The organism is Rhodococcus sp. NFXS4, from assembly GCF_058139645.1.
In genome coordinates, this window is sequence record NZ_CP192221.1 from 3,443,055 (window position 1) to 3,457,731 (window position 14,677).

At 68.8% G+C, this 14,677-nt stretch carries 14 protein-coding genes; 8 read left to right on the forward strand and 6 right to left on the reverse strand.

Features of this window, described 5'->3' with window-relative positions:
• Positions 1-24 precede the first annotated feature (24 nt).
• The 4 genes from J4E04_RS16150 to J4E04_RS16165 all read right to left on the reverse strand — a co-directional run bounded on the left by J4E04_RS16150 (position 25) and on the right by J4E04_RS16165 (position 3,969).
• Positions 25-213, reverse strand: a complete 189-nt coding sequence (locus J4E04_RS16150; protein ID WP_042575922.1) for an antitoxin — start codon at positions 211-213, stop codon at positions 25-27.
• A gap of 5 nt (positions 214-218) precedes the next feature.
• The gene (locus tag J4E04_RS16155; protein ID WP_235578801.1) at positions 219-1,340 is read right to left on the reverse strand and encodes an MBL fold metallo-hydrolase; all 1,122 of its coding nucleotides are present in this window, start codon (positions 1,338-1,340) and stop codon (positions 219-221) included.
• A gap of 51 nt (positions 1,341-1,391) precedes the next feature.
• Positions 1,392-3,074 carry a purine-cytosine permease family protein gene (locus tag J4E04_RS16160; protein WP_051612977.1) on the reverse strand — a complete coding sequence of 561 codons (1,683 nt, stop codon included), beginning with the start codon at positions 3,072-3,074 and terminating at the stop codon, positions 1,392-1,394.
• A 160-nt stretch (positions 3,075-3,234) separates the two neighbouring features.
• A complete protein-coding gene (locus tag J4E04_RS16165; protein WP_027504192.1) occupies positions 3,235-3,969 on the reverse strand; it encodes an enoyl-CoA hydratase in 735 nt (244 codons plus the stop codon).
• A gap of 93 nt (positions 3,970-4,062) precedes the next feature.
• On the opposite strand from J4E04_RS16165, the gene J4E04_RS16170 reads away from it, so the two are divergent.
• The 7 genes from J4E04_RS16170 to J4E04_RS16200 all read left to right on the forward strand — a co-directional run bounded on the left by J4E04_RS16170 (position 4,063) and on the right by J4E04_RS16200 (position 11,390).
• Entirely contained in the window at positions 4,063-5,148 is a 1,086-nt protein-coding gene (locus tag J4E04_RS16170) for an NAD(P)-binding domain-containing protein (protein WP_307109210.1), read from the forward strand.
• Entirely contained in the window at positions 5,145-6,785 is a 1,641-nt protein-coding gene (locus J4E04_RS16175; protein WP_490149015.1) for an ABC-F family ATP-binding cassette domain-containing protein, read from the forward strand. The genes J4E04_RS16170 and J4E04_RS16175 overlap by 4 nt, the downstream gene beginning before the upstream one ends.
• 136 nt (positions 6,786-6,921) lie before the next feature.
• Positions 6,922-7,209 carry a helix-turn-helix transcriptional regulator gene (locus J4E04_RS16180; protein ID WP_027504195.1) on the forward strand — a complete coding sequence of 96 codons (288 nt, stop codon included), beginning with the start codon at positions 6,922-6,924 and terminating at the stop codon, positions 7,207-7,209.
• Complete coding sequence (locus J4E04_RS16185; RefSeq protein WP_037183974.1) at positions 7,206-7,772, forward strand: hypothetical protein; 567 nt, start codon at positions 7,206-7,208, stop codon at positions 7,770-7,772. Before J4E04_RS16180 ends, J4E04_RS16185 begins: the two co-directional genes overlap by 4 nt.
• A complete protein-coding gene (locus J4E04_RS16190) occupies positions 7,769-8,665 on the forward strand; it encodes an ABC transporter ATP-binding protein (protein ID WP_027504196.1) in 897 nt (298 codons plus the stop codon). The genes J4E04_RS16185 and J4E04_RS16190 overlap by 4 nt, the downstream gene beginning before the upstream one ends.
• Entirely contained in the window at positions 8,662-9,882 is a 1,221-nt protein-coding gene (locus tag J4E04_RS16195; protein ID WP_490149016.1) for an ABC transporter permease, read from the forward strand. The genes J4E04_RS16190 and J4E04_RS16195 overlap by 4 nt, the downstream gene beginning before the upstream one ends.
• A 20-nt stretch (positions 9,883-9,902) precedes the next feature.
• Positions 9,903-11,390 (forward strand): carboxyl transferase domain-containing protein, encoded by a 1,488-nt coding sequence (locus J4E04_RS16200; protein WP_490149017.1) that lies wholly within the window; start codon positions 9,903-9,905, stop codon positions 11,388-11,390.
• Here J4E04_RS16200 and J4E04_RS16205 read toward each other — a convergent pair.
• Together J4E04_RS16205 and J4E04_RS16210 are read right to left on the reverse strand one after the other, a co-directional pair.
• Entirely contained in the window at positions 11,371-11,901 is a 531-nt protein-coding gene (locus J4E04_RS16205; protein WP_027504199.1) for a CGNR zinc finger domain-containing protein, read from the reverse strand. The two genes, J4E04_RS16200 and J4E04_RS16205, sit on opposite strands and share 20 nt — an antisense overlap.
• A gap of 165 nt (positions 11,902-12,066) precedes the next feature.
• Positions 12,067-12,747: a GOLPH3/VPS74 family protein gene (locus J4E04_RS16210; RefSeq protein WP_307109213.1), complete on the reverse strand. Its 681-nt coding sequence runs from the start codon at positions 12,745-12,747 to the stop codon at positions 12,067-12,069.
• 42 nt (positions 12,748-12,789) lie between these two features.
• Here J4E04_RS16210 and J4E04_RS16215 point away from each other — a divergent pair, with 42 nt between their 5' ends.
• Positions 12,790-14,673, forward strand: coding sequence for a propionyl-CoA synthetase (locus J4E04_RS16215; protein ID WP_490149018.1), 1,884 nt, complete (start codon positions 12,790-12,792; stop codon positions 14,671-14,673).
• Positions 14,674-14,677 lie beyond the last annotated feature (4 nt).

The window sequence follows — 14,677 nt, forward strand, 5'->3', positions numbered from 1 at the left end:
CGACTCGACTACCGCGCGGGTCTGCTACTTCTCGGGGATCGCCTTCTTGGCGGCGTCCTGGACCTTGTCGATCTTGTCGGCGTACTTGCCCTGCGTCTTCTTGTCGGCGAAGTCCGCTGCCTTGTCCACGGCCTTCTCGATCTTGTCACTGTTCTGAGCGGCGGCCTTCTTGCCCTGGCCGATCAGCTTCTTGAGGTTGTCCACGAGTGCCATGGTCGTCACGATACCGCGCCGGACCACCAACGCCGGTGCGGGAGAGGACGCGCGAGATCGACACGCTGGCCCGGCATCGGCACCACCACCGAGATCCGCTCTGCCTCGGCGGCCGTCAGCAGCCGCTCCACGGGTTCGGACCACGGGTGGAACGCGAGGTTGAAGGTCGCCCAGTGGACGGGCACGACGATGCCGGAGGACGGGGTGCCCTGTTGCAGGTCACCGTGCGACCGCGCCGCCTCCTCGGGGTTCATGTGGATGTCCGGCCACCGGTCGTCGTAGGCGCCGACGGGAAGCAGGGTCACGTCGAACGGGCCGAGCCGCGCGCCGATGTCCGCGAACGCCTCGGTGTAGCCGGTGTCGCCGCCGAAGAAGGCCCGGTGCTCCGGACCCACCACCGACCACGACGCCCACTGCGTGGTGTCGCGCACCAGGGACCGGCCCGAGAAGTGTCGTGCCTCCAGGCACGTGACGGTGAGCGATCCGATGCGGACGTCGTCGTTCCAGTCGAGCTCGACGATCCGGTCCTCGGGGACCTTCCAGCGGCGCAGATGGGCGCCCACCCCCAGCGGCACCAGGAACGGCGCCGACTGCGACGTGAGCAGCGTGGCCACCGTGTCACGGTCGAGGTGGTCGTAGTGATCGTGCGAGATGACGATGGCGTCGACCTGCGGAAGCGCCTCGGCCGCAACGGGTACCGGGTGCAACCTGGCCGGTCCGAGAACCCGCGACGGTGAGACCCGCCGGCTCCAGACCGGATCGGTGAGCACGCGGTGACCGTCGATCTCGACGACCACCGAGGAGTGCCCGAACCAGGTGACGGCCAGGTCCCCGGCCTCCGCCGGCGCGAGCGGGGTGGCCAACGGCACGGCGCGCTCGGGTCGTCCCGAGCGGCCGCGCGTGAGCATCGCGGCTCCGATGCTCGCCTGCTCCCCCGCCGCGACCGGCGAGCTGCTGCGTGTGTTGTGGAACTTGCGGTCCCGGTAGTGCGAGGACGCGGCGGCGTACGGACGGATGGCACCGCGTCCGGCGCCGACGGCGGACGGCACACCCCACGCCGCGCGCGCGAGCCAGGACAACCCTGCGGCGGCGAGCCCGATGGACACTGCTGCGGTGGCTGGTTTCACGCCTCCGACACTAGTCCACGGTTGATGTGTACCGACTTCACAAGTATCGGCTCACGTCTGTTCCGGCAGGATGTGCTCCCCCGTCTTGTCGGTGCTCAGCGACAGCGACGAGATGTAGAGCGTCTCCCCGTTCGGCCCCTTCTTGGCCGACGCGATCATGTCCGGCCGCTCGAACTCCATTCCCGACACCGAGCACAGCAGCGTCGCGTCGGACGGGTTGCCGTACTCGTCGAACATCGGCAGGTCGATGCCGTCGTCGGTGCGCCGCAGGTAGTACTTGCCCTTGGTCGCGATCGCCAGCACGGGCGGCAGCACGATCGCCAGTACCAGCGCCACGATGGGCGAGTACGGCTTGATCGCCGGCCCGAACGCCCCGAAGAACACGAGGATGGACAGGATCGCGGACACCGCCATGGATCCGAAACCGACGGGGTTCACCGCGTAGAGCATCCCCCTGCGGAACTCCGGCACCTTCGGGGACAGCTTCAGCAGGTACTTGTTGAACACGATGTCGGAGGCGACCACCGCGATCCAGGCGATACCGCAGTTCGCGTAGAACCCCAGGATGTTGTTGAGGAAGTCGAACATGTTGGCTTCCATCAGGATCAACGCGATCGCGAGGTTGAACAGCACGAAGACCAGGCGTCCGGGGTAGGACTTGGTGACGCGGGTGTACGAGTTGGTCCACGCCAGGGAGCCCGAGTACGCGTTGGTCACGTTGATCTTGATCTGCGAGATGACGACGAGCACCACGGCGAGGGTCATGGCGAGCCAGCCCGGCATGAAGTTCTCGTAGATCTCGAGGAACTGGTGCACCGGCTCGTTGGCGATCGACGATCCGTCGACCACGTTCGCGATGAGGTACACGGCGAGGAAGAGTCCGACGATCTGCTTGAGCGCACCGAAGATGACCCAGCCCGGCCCCGCGAGCAGGACGGCCGTCCACCAGCGACGCGAGTTCTCCGGCGTCTTGGGCGGCATGAAGCGCAGGTAGTCGATCTGCTCCGCGATCTGAGCGATCAACGAGAGGCAGACACCCGCGGCCAGCATGACGGATCCGAGGTTCACACCGGTGCCGGCGGCACCGTCGGCACCCCCGTAGGCCATGAACTGACCGATGGAGTCGGGGTTGCTCACCACGAGATAGACGAACGGCAGCACCATGAGGATCAGCCACAGCGGGGTCGTCCACACCTGCAGTGTGGCGAGCGCCTTCATGCCGTAGATGACCAACGGGATGACCATCAGGGTGGACACCGCGTACCCGATGGGCAGCGGGATGTTCAGCCCCAGTTCGAGGCCCTGGGCCATGATCGACCCTTCGAGCGCGAAGAAGATGAACGTGAACGTCGCGAAGATGACGTTGGTGACCACCGACCCGTAGTAGCCGAATCCGCTTCCGCGCGTGATCAGATCGAGGTCGATGTTGTAGCGCGCCGCGTAGTAGGCGAGCGGCAGACCCGTCAGGAAGATGACGACGGCGAACACCAGGATTCCCCACAGCGCGTTGCCGGTGCCGTAGGAGATGCCGATGTTGGCGCCGATGGCGAAGTCCGCGAGGTACGCGATTCCGCCGAGAGCCGACGTCGCCACGACGCCGGTCCCCCACTTGCGGTAGCTGCGCGGGGCGAAGCGCAGCGTGTAGTCCTCGAGCGTCTCCTTCAGTGCCGCCGACTGCTTCTGACTGTCGGACGTGAGCGTGGAGTCGGGTGGAACGTCTCCGAGAGCGGTCATGGTCGGGTGCCTCCGGTCGTGTCGCACGCCGTGGCGGCGCGATGCGAGATGACCGTAGGAACGCTGTGTTGCCGGACTGTACGCACTCTGTGTCGAGTGCGTTACGTGGTGCCGGGGTGTCGCCTTTGTCCGAATCGGCAGGTCAGCGACCCCGATGTCGTCACTGGCCCTGGAAGACCGGGCGTCGCTTCTCCTTGCGCGCGATCCGCGCCTCCACGGCGTCGTTGCTCGCCCAGGCGGCCGCGAACGCGTCGAGCTGCGTGGCGTTCGCCTCGTCACGTGTGCCGTCGTCGTTGAAGACGAGTTTGAGGTGACGCAGCGACAGTGGCGCCAGCTGCGCGATCTCCTCGGCCCACGCGTGCGCGACGTCGAGATCGCCGAGTTTGTTGGCCAGTCCGCACGCCAGCGCCTGCTCGGCGGACAACTGCTCGGCACCCAGGAGCACCGTCCGGGCGGGACCGCCGCCGGCCAGCGACACCAGCCGCTTGACGGTCCAGTTGTCCACGGCGATGGCCAACCGGGTGGAGGGAATGGCGAAGAAGGCGCCCGAGTCGACCACCCGCAGGTCTGCGGCGATGGCCAACTGCGTACCCGCACCCACAGCAGGCCCGTTCACGGCGGCGATGACCGGGACCGACACGGTCTGGAGCGCGCGGTTCATCGACAGCAGCGCCTCGGGGAACTCGTCGGCGATGGCTTCGCCCGACAGATCGGCGCCCGCGCAGAAGCTCGTGCCCTCACCGGTGATCACGACGACGCGGGTGCCGTCCGCCTCGGCACCCTCCACCGCCTCACGCACTTCGGTGCACAGAGCCGTGTTCAGAGCGTTGCGGCGCTCCGGTCGCTGCAGTTCCACGGTGAGAACCGCGCCGTTCCTGGTGATACCAATGGTCACGTTGTGTCTTCTCTCTGCGTGGAACGAAGTGTTCTGTGAGACCCCCTTACGCGAATTTACCGGGTGCGGAGCCCTGACTGGTGTACTGGACGGGTGCAACACGTCGACGTCGCAGTGATCGGTGCCGGGCAGGCCGGTCTGTCCGCGGCCTATTTCCTGCAGCGAGCGGGGCTGCGGGCATGGGACGACTATGTCGTGCTCGACGGTGCGCCGGCTCCCGGTGGGGCGTGGCAGTTCCGCTGGCCCTCCCTGACCCTCGAGACCGTCAACGGGGTGCACGACCTTCCGGGCATGGCGTTCGCGGACACGCTGGCCCCCGACGTCGACCCCGCGCACGTGCCCGCGTCGTCGGCGGTGCCCGAGTACTACGCGGCGTACGAGAAGCACTTCGCGCTGCCCGTGCGGCGGCCGGGACGGGTGTCGGTCGTCTGCGACCGGGACGAGACGACGATGCGGTACCGGGTGGAGGCCGAGCAGGGCGACGTCCACGCACGGGGCTTGATCAACTGCACCGGCACCTGGGAGCACCCGTTCGTCCCGCGCTACCCCGGCATGGAGACGTTCACGGGGCGCCAACTGCACACGCGCGACTACACCTCGGCGGAGGAGTTCCGCGGCGAGCACGTCGTCGTCGTCGGAGGCGGGATCTCCGCGGTGCAGTTGCTCGACGAGATCTCGCGCGTGACCACCACGACGTGGGTGACCCGCCGCGAGCCCGTCTTCCTCGAGCGGGACTTCACACCCGAGGTGGGCCGCGCTGCCGTCGCGCAGGTCGAGGATCGGGTGCGCCGCGGACTGCCGCCGGGATCGGTGGTGTCGGTGACCGGTCTGATCCTCACCCCCAGCTTGCGCGAGGCCCGCGATCGCGGCGTCCTGGTACGGCAGCCCATGTTCGCGGAGGTCACACCCGACGGAGTGCGGTGGGACGACGGCACCGCCACCCGGGCGGACGTCATCCTGTGGGCCACCGGGTTTCGCAGCGCGCTCGATCACCTCGCGCCGCTCCGACTGCGCGGGCCGGGCGGCGGCATCACGATGACCGGCGCGTCGGCCACTCGAGTGGCCGCGCGGCCCACCGTCCATCTGATCGGATACGGTCCGTCGGCCAGCACCATCGGCGCCAACCGTGCGGGACGCACGGCCGTGCGGGAACTACTTCAGGAGCTGGGCGAGACGTGAGTGCCGTGGTCCGTGTCGACGACCTGTCCGCCTATCGCGGCGAGCGCACGCTGTTCGACGGTCTCGACCTCACCGTCGGACCCGGCGACGTCGTCGGGCTGGTCGGCGCGAACGGCGCCGGCAAGTCGACGCTGCTCGGCCTGCTGGCGGGCACGGCGACCGGGGTCGACCACGACGGCACGGTCACGCTCACCCCGTCGGACGCCACCGTCGGCCACCTGGCGCAGGAGGTCTCCCGCGTTCCCGGTGAGACCGTCGAGATGTTCCTGCAGCGCCGCACCGGAGTGCGCGCGGCCGAGGACGCGATGAACGCGGCGGCGGAGACGCTCGGCGACGCGAGCGCGTCGGACGATCTCTACACACCGGCACTGGAGCGGTGGTTGGCGCTCGGCGGCGCCGATCTGCCCGAGCGAGCCGAGTCGGTGCTCGCCGGCCTGGGCCTGGACGCGGCGCTCGACACCGAGATGTCCGCCCTGTCCGGTGGGCAGGCGGCCCGCGCGTCACTCGCGGGAATCCTGTTGGCGCGCTACGACGTCCTGCTTCTCGACGAGCCCACCAACGATCTGGATCTCGCGGGACTGGACCAGCTCGAGAACTTCGTGACGAGTACCCAGTGCGCCGTGATGATCGTCAGTCACGATCGTGAGTTCCTGGCGCGCACCGTCACCGGCATCGTCGAGCTGGACCTGGCGCAGCAGCAGATAGCGGTCTACGACGGCGGGTACGAGGCCTACCTCGTCGAGCGCGACGTGGCGCGTCGTCACGCACGGGAAGAGTTCGAGCAGTACGCCGACACCAGGTCCGGGCTCGAGGATCGCGCTCGGATGCAACGGAACTGGCTCGAGCACGGCGTGCGGAACGCTCGACGCAAGAGCAAGGACAACGACAAGGCGAGCCGGAAGGTCCGCGCCGAATCGACGGAGAAGCAAGCCGCGAAGGCGCGCCAGACCCAGCGACGCATCGAACGGCTCGACGTCGTCGAGGAGCCGCGCAAGGAGTGGGAACTGCGCATGGAGATCGCGGCGGCGCCCCGCAGCGGCAGCGTCGTGGTCTCCGTGAACTCCGCCGTCGTGGAGCGGGGGGCGTTCCGGCTCGGGCCGGTGACGGCACAGATCGACGCCGGGGACCGCATCGTCGTCACCGGCGCCAACGGCTCGGGCAAGACCACCCTGCTGCACCTGCTGCTGGGCCGCATCGCGCCGACCAGTGGATCCGTGAGCATCGGCTCCGGAGTCGAGATCGGCGAGATGGACCAGGCGCGTTCGGCTTTCGACGGACCCGACTCGGTCGCCGACGCGCTGGCAGCCTCCGTTCCGGACTGGCCGGACGCCGACGTCCGCACACTCCTGGCGAAGTTCGGTCTCCGCGGACAGGCCGCCCTGCGGCCGTCGGCATCCCTGTCCCCCGGCGAGCGCACCCGAGCGGGACTCGCGCTGCTGCAGGCCCGCGGGGTGAACCTGCTCGTGCTCGACGAGCCCACCAACCACCTCGACGTCCCCGCCATCGAGCAGCTCGAATCGGCACTGGAGACCTACGAGGGAACGATGCTCCTGGTCACCCACGACCGGCGGATGCTCGACTCGGTGCGCAGCACGCGCCGGTGGACCGTCGCGCAGGGCGTTCTGCAGCAGGACTGAGGATTTCCCCACCCGATCGTCGCAGTTCCTGCCGATCGGCAGGATCACGCACGATCGTGTGGTTCAGCGCGCGCTCGCCCGAACAGCGCTGCCTACGGTATTGACACATCGTTGGGTTTATACAACACTTCGATATATGAGTCCGGTCAAACGCGGGACCACGCTCCCCATCCACAACCGCATCGGTGTGCTGCGCGCCGAGCGTCGGATGACCCGCGCCCAGCTCGCGGAACTCGTCGAGGTCAACCCGCAGACGGTCGGCGCACTCGAACGCGGCGACCACTACCCGAGCCTCGATCTCGCGATGCGCATCTGCGACGTGTTCGGGCTGCCGGTCGAGGCGGTGTTCTCGCGTACCGAGTTCGCGCCGCTGTCCACGGAGGTCTACCGACGCACCCAGCCCGAGGAAGGGACACCACGATGAGTGACACCGTTCTGGACCGCTATCAGGCGTTCCGCACCCGTCGATACCTGCAGAACGAGGCGCGGTACGCGCACTACCTCCCCGGCTGGCGCACCAGGTCACGGCGCCGGCTGCTGGTGTGGATTCTCGTCGCCTCGCTCGTCGCGCTCGCGGCATCGTCGATCTTCATTCTCGTCGGGCCCGAGTGGGCGCCGCTCACCTGGCTTCCCGGCGCGATCCTCATGAGCGTGTCGTGGACGACGCTGCAGATCGTCACCGGCCGCCGCAGCGATGCTCCCGCCGATGCGCTCGACGAGTGGGACCTGGAACGTCGCAACGCGGCTCGCTCGATCGGGTTCGCGATCACCCAGGGCGCGGTGACGGTTCCGGCGCTCGCACTGGTGTGGGCGACCACCTTCACCGACGATCCCCGACTGGCACTCGGTGGCGGATTCATCATACTGAGTGGTCTACTTGTCGGGATCTGCTCTCCCGGCATCATCCTCGCCTGGACGGCGCCGGTCGACGAACCGGACGAATTCCCCACTCCCACACCACACTCCCCCGAGAAAGGATCAGCATGAGCGGCTCGACTCTCGAGATCGACGACCTGCACAAGAGATACGGCGAGACCGTCGCACTCGACGGCGTCGGGTTCACCGTGAATCCCGGCGAGGTGTTCGGGTTCGTCGGCAGCAACGGTGCCGGCAAGACCACGACGATGCGCATCACCCTCGGCGTGCTGGGAGCCGATTCGGGAGAGGCACGCCTGAACGGGCAGCCCATCGACCTGAACGTGCGCCGCACCATCGGGTACATGCCGGAGGAGCGTGGGCTGTACCCGAAGATGAAGGTGGGGGCGCAGCTGAAGTACCTGGCCGAGCTGCACGGGCTGTCCACGTCCGACGCCTCCGCCGCGGTCGCGACCTGGACCGAGCGCCTCGGCATCGACGGGCGGGTTAACGACACGGTCGATTCACTGTCACTGGGAAACCAGCAGCGAGTCCAGTTGGCCGCAGCCCTGATTCACGATCCCGCCGTCCTGGTGCTGGACGAACCCTTCTCGGGTCTCGACCCCGTGGCAGTCGACACCATGAGCGAGGTGCTTCTCGAGAAGGCCCGAACCGGTGTCCCCGTGCTGTTCTCGAGCCACCAGCTCGATCTGGTGCAGCGCCTGTGCGATCGGGTCGGCATCATCGGTTCCGGCCGGATGAAGGCCGTGGGCAACGTCGACGAACTGCGCGGCAAGTCCGGCACCACCCTCGAGGTGCACGCCCCGGCCGCTCCCGCCGGCTGGGCCGACGCGCTGACCGGGGTCACCACCGTGTCGCACTCCGACGGGCGCACCAGCCTGTCGTTGGCGCCCGAGGCGGACGACCAGGCGGTGCTCGCCGCAGCGCTCGCCACCGGACCCGTGCACGAGTTCGCCCGCAGCACACCGTCCCTGACCGACCTGTACCGAGAGGTAGTGGCATGAGCGAGAAGTCGACCACCCGATCACCGCTCTCGGCGGGACGAGCCATCGCGCTCGTCGCCCGGCGCGAGTTCGACGTCCAGGTCCGGAAGAAGAGCTTCCTGATCTCCAACGCCATCGTGCTGCTGGTCATCGTCGGCGGCATCGTCGCGTTCTCGATCTTCTCCGGCGGCAGCGATTCCGAGGACCGGACGCCCCTCGGGCTGGTCGGTGACCAAGGCCTGTCCCAGACCCTCACCGCGGTGGGCGATCAACTCGGCGCTCCCGTCGAGGTCCGCGAGATCGGCTCGGCGGACGAGGCTCGCACACAGGTCTCCGACGGCGACGTGGACGTGGCGCTCGTCCCCGGGACCGGCGGCGCGTACACGGCCGTCACCGAGGACACCGTCGACGGCACCCTGAAGGCCGTCATCGACAGCGCGGTCGCTGCGCAGGCGCAGAACGACGCGCTCACCGGGCTGGGAGTCGATCCCGCCACCGTCACCTCGGCGACGAGCGCCGCCACGGTCACGGTCGAGGCCGTCGATCCACCCGATCCCGCACAGGGTCAGCGACTCGCGCTGAGTTTCATCGCCGTCATCCTGCTGTATGCCCAGATCATCACTTTCGGCATGTACGTTGCGATGGGTGTCGTGGAGGAGAAGTCGTCCCGGGTCGTCGAACTGCTGCTCTCCACCGTACGCCCGCTGCAGTTGCTGTGGGGCAAGGTGATCGGCATCGGCGTGGTCGGACTGGTGCAGCTCACCGCGTACGGCGCCGCCGGCCTCATCGCGGGCACGGCCACCGGCACGCTCACGGTCACCGGTACCGCCGTCAGCGTCTTCGTCTCCACCATCGGCTGGTTCGTGCTGGGCTTCGCGTTCTTCGCGGTGCTCTACGCCGCCGGCGGCTCCATGGTGTCGCGGCAGGAGGACGTCAACTCGACGACCATGCCGCTGCTGATCGTGATCCTGGCGATGTTCTTCGCGGCGTTCTCGTCCATCGACGACCCGGGAGCGACACTGCCGACCGTCCTGTCGTGGATTCCCCCGTTCTCCGCCATCCTCATGCCGCTGCGCATCGCGGCGGGCGTCGCGGACCCGATCCAGATCGTCGGCACCATCGTGCTGATGATCGTCGCCACCCTGGTTCTCGCCGTCGTCGCGGCCAAGATCTACCAGCGCTCCATCCTGCGCATCGGCCGCACGGTGTCCTGGAAGGAGGCGCTCGGGCGCGCCTGATCGCACGCCATACTGAGCGCATGACGACCACGGCGCAGCAGTTCCTCGACGCGGTGCTCGATCCCGGGACTTTCCTCTCGTGGGATCGGGCACCGCTCGTCGTCGCGGCGGACGAGCAGTACCTCGCCGACCTCGAGCGCGCACGAACCCGGAGCGGAGTGGACGAGGCGGTCCTGACGGGTGCGGGCACCGTCGGCGGGCGGCGCGTCGCCGTGGTGGTGTGCGAGTTCGCGTTCCTCGCCGGATCCATCGGTGTGGCCGCGGCGGAGCGCATCACCCTGGCCGTGGAACGCGCCACGGCGGAGCGGCTTCCGCTGATCGCGTCCCCCACTTCCGGCGGCACGCGCATGCAGGAGGGCACCGCGGCGTTCGTGCAGATGGTGAAGATCGCCGCGGCGGTGACCCTGCACAAGGACGTCGGCCTGCCCTACCTCGTCCATCTCCGGCACCCCACGACGGGCGGCGTGTTCGCGTCGTGGGGATCGCTCGGCCACGTCACGTTCGCCGAACCCGGTGCCCTCATCGGGTTCCTCGGACCGCGGGTCTACCAGGCCCTCTACGGCCAGGACTTCCCCGAGGGCGTGCAGACGGCCGAGAACCTGTTCCGCTGCGGCGTCATCGACGCGGTCGTCCCTCTCGCCGATATCCGCGGCGTCCTCGAACGGGCCCTGGTGGTTCTGCAGGACGAGCCGGAGGCGACCCCCGAGTACGCGGAACCGTCCGACGAGGGTGCGGACACCTCCGTGTCGGCATGGCACTCGGTCCTGCTGAGTCGGCGCGACGACCGCCCCGGTGTGCGAGAGCTGCTGGCGGCGAACGTCTCTCATCACATCCCGCTGAGCGGCACGGGGCGCGGCGACTTCGACTCCACCGTGACCCTGTCCCTCACCCGATTCCGCGGACGATCGTGCGTCCTGTTCGGGCAGGATCGCACCGGGCAGACGCCGGAGAACACCATGGGTCCGGGCGCTCTCCGAGAAGCGTTGCGCGGCATGCGCCTCGCGGAGCAACTGGGCCTGCCGCTGGTCCTGGTGATCGACACGCTCGGCGCATCGCTGTCACGCGAGGCCGAGGAGCACGGGTTGGCTCCAGGAATCGCGCGCTGCATCTCGACGCTGATCACCCTGCGCACCCCCACCGTGTCGGTCCTGCTGGGGCAGGGCACCGGCGGCGGCGCGCTCGCACTGCTGCCTGCCGACCGCGTCGTGGCCGCGCAGCACGCGTGGCTGGCGCCGCTCCCGCCGGAAGGGGCGAGTGCCATCGTGCACCGCGACACCGCACACGCGCCCGCGATGGCCGAGGCGCAGGGCATCCGGCCCGTCGACCTCCGGGCGGCCCGGATCGTCGACACCATCGTGCCCGAGGACCCGGATGCCGCCGACGAACCGCACCGGTTCATGGGTCGCCTGGGGACCGCGATCGCCCGCGAACTCGACACCGTCACCGCCCTCGACCCGAGCGTCCGGCAGTCCGAGCGACTGCGTCGGTTCAGGACGCTGGGGCAGTAGCCTTCGCGCGGTGCCGCCGGACCGCGTCGCGGTTGGAACAGGCCGTGCCGCAGTACCGTTGGCGACCGGTACGGGAGAAGTCGGCGTAGACACGGTCGCAGTCGTCCGCCGAACACCGACCGAGACGGTGCATGCCGCGGCCCACCAGATGCAGCGCGGTACCGACGCTCACCAGCGCGCGCACGACGTCCGCGAGCGGCAGATCCGGATCCCGGTAGTGCAGGTGCCAGCCGTCGTCGGCGTGGTTCGTCAACCTCGGGTATGCCGAGGTCTGCGCGAGCAACGCGTTCAGTGCGAGCGCCCGTTGCTCGTGCGTCGGCGCGTCGACCACGCCGAGCCACTCCTCGAAGAACACCTCCGCGCGGGCCAGATCGGTGTGCATGGCCACCGTGTCGTCGGACATGCCCGCCTCGAGGCACCGGCTCTCGAACTCCACCGCATCGGTCGGGGGCGAGTTCACGATGTCGACGGCCAGCCGGACCGCATATTCTCCGTAAGGGTTGAGGTGCACATGACCATTACAGCAGACTCGTCGTCATGAGCACCGTGGAATGTCTGCATCGATGGACGGTCGAGTCCCGCCACCGCACCAGCGAGGGCACCGTCGTCTATCACCGGTGCCACTGCGGACGGCACCGCGTCACCCGGGAGACCCCGGTCCAGGAAGCGGTCGGGATCAGCTCCCCGACGTACCGGCCATGACGGGAACCATCACCGCCACGGTGACCGCGGTGTAGACGTCCTGCACCGCCTTGCGCACGGCATCGCTCGCCCACTCTCCCTGCGCGATGTCCTTGGCACGGTTCTTCACCGCGCGCTTGTCCGCATCGGGAAAGACCTTGTGCGTCGCGTCGATCGCCGACAGCAACGCCACCACCGCGGACGTCCGCGCATCCGGATCGAGACCGTCGATCAGGACGGAGTGCAGCGTCTCGCGGACCCGGTCCTCGTGCGACGAATCGAGCGTCGGCCACGTGGTGGTGGGGAACAGCCCCAGGACCGTGCCCTTCTCCTCGCCGACGAACCCCCGCTCGACGACGCGGGCGACCACCTGCTCGCGAATGTCCTTGTGCAACTTTTCGACGGCCGACTTCGGCGTCATCGGACGTTTGGCCGTCTCGATCGCCTCCACGGCCCGCTCGAGTATCGGATCCGACACAGTTCGAGCGCCGGACACCGCGAGCCGGCCCTTCTTCGTCGTCTCGTTGTCGCCGGCCACCGACACGGTGCCGTCCATCGCGAGCTCGAGGATCACCGCGCCGGCGAGCACCCGCGGCAGCTTGGTGCTGTCGACGACGGGCTTGCCCGTTCCGTCGTCCAGCAGAAGAAGCAGCAGATCCTCGGCAATCAGGGTCATGTCTCGACCTTACGGAAGTGCGGCCGAGATTACAGTCGGCTCATGACCGAATCGGGCGCCTACCGCCAGGCCTACGACGCCGCTGCCGCCGACCCCGACGCCTTCTGGCTCGAGGCGGCGCAAGCGATCGACTGGGACGTCGCGCCGACCATCGCCCTGGACTCGTCGAACGCACCCTTCCACCGCTGGTTCCCGGACGGTCGACTGAACACGTGCGTCAACGCGCTCGACCGCCACGTCGCGGCCGGTGCCGGCGATCGGACCGCGCTGATCCACGATTCCGCCATGACGGGCGCTCGCGTGTCGTTCACCTACTCCGAACTCCTCGACCGGGTGTCCCGTTTCGCGGGGGCGCTCGCCGCTCGCGGCGTCGGTGCGGGTGATCGCGTCGTGCTCTACATGCCGATGATTCCGGAGGCCGTCGTCGCGATGCTCGCCTGTGCGCGCCTCGGTGCGGTCCACTCGGTGGTGTTCGGCGGGTTCGCCGCTAAGGAACTGGCCGCGCGCATCGACGACGCGGATCCCGTCGCGATCGTGACCGCCACGGGTGGTCTCGAACCCGGACGCACCGTCGACTACGTGACACCCGTCGCCGCGGCCCTCGCCATGTCGACGTCGTCCCCGCGTGCGGTCTTCCTCACGCGCCGACCGGAGATCGACATCGAGGCACCGGGCGACTGGCTGGACTTCCACCGGGAACTCGACGCCGCGACCCCCGCGGATCCCGTGTCGGTCGCGGCGACCGATCCGCTCTACATCCTCTACACGTCGGGCACCACCGGGAAGCCGAAGGGCGTCGTCCGGGACAACGGCGGACACGCCGTCGCGCTGCGCTGGTCGATGACCAACATCTACGACGTCGGACCCGGCCAGGTCATGTGGACCGCCTCGGACGTGGGCTGGGTGGTCGGCCACAGCTACATCGTCTACGGCCCGTTGCTGGCCGGAGCGACGACGGTGCTGTACGAGGGCAAGCCCGTCGGCACCCCCGACGCGGGCGCGTTCTGGCGAGTGATCGAGGAGTACGGGGTGCGTGCGCTGTTCACGGCGCCCACGGCACTGCGCGCCGTACGCAAGGTCGATCCGGAGGCCGCGCTGCTGCGCGATCACGACGTGTCGTCCCTGGAAACCCTGTTCGTCGCCGGCGAGCGCCTGGATCCGGACACCTTCGCGTGGGCGTCCCGCATCCTGGACCGACCGGTGGTCGACCACTGGTGGCAGACCGAGACGGGGTGGGCTATCTGCGCGAATCTCCGCGGGCTGGAACCGATGCCGCTGAAGTCGGGCTCACCGACGGTGCCGGTGCCCGGGTTCCACGTCGGCATCGTCGACGGTTCGGGGGCCGAGGTACCCGCCGGCACCGAGGGCAACATCGTGCTCGAACTTCCCCTGCCGCCCGGCACACTCGCCGGACTCTGGCAGGACGACGACCGGTTCCTGTCGTCGTATCTCGCCGCGTTCGACGGGTACTACCTCACCGGCGATTCGGGCTACGTCGACGAGGACGGCTACGTCTACGTCCTGGGGCGCACCGACGACGTCATCAACGTCGCGGGGCACCGATTGTCCACGGGCAGTATCGAAGCCGTCGTCGGCGCCCACCCTGCCGTCGCCGAGTGCGCCGTGATCGGCATCCACGACGAGACGAAGGGTCAACGCCCCAGCGCCTACGTCGTGCTCAAGACCGGCGTGGACATCGACGACGACACCCTGCGCTCCGAACTCGTCGCGGCCGTTCGCGAGGACATCGGCGCCGTTGCCACGTTCCGTGACGTGACCGTCGTACAGGCGTTGCCCAAGACACGCTCGGGCAAGATCCTGCGCAAGACGATGCGCCAGATGGTCGACGGCGACGAGGTGGTGGTGCCGTCGACCATCGAGGACGCGTCCGTGCTCGACGCCCTGGCGGCCCTCTTCAGGCCCTGAACGG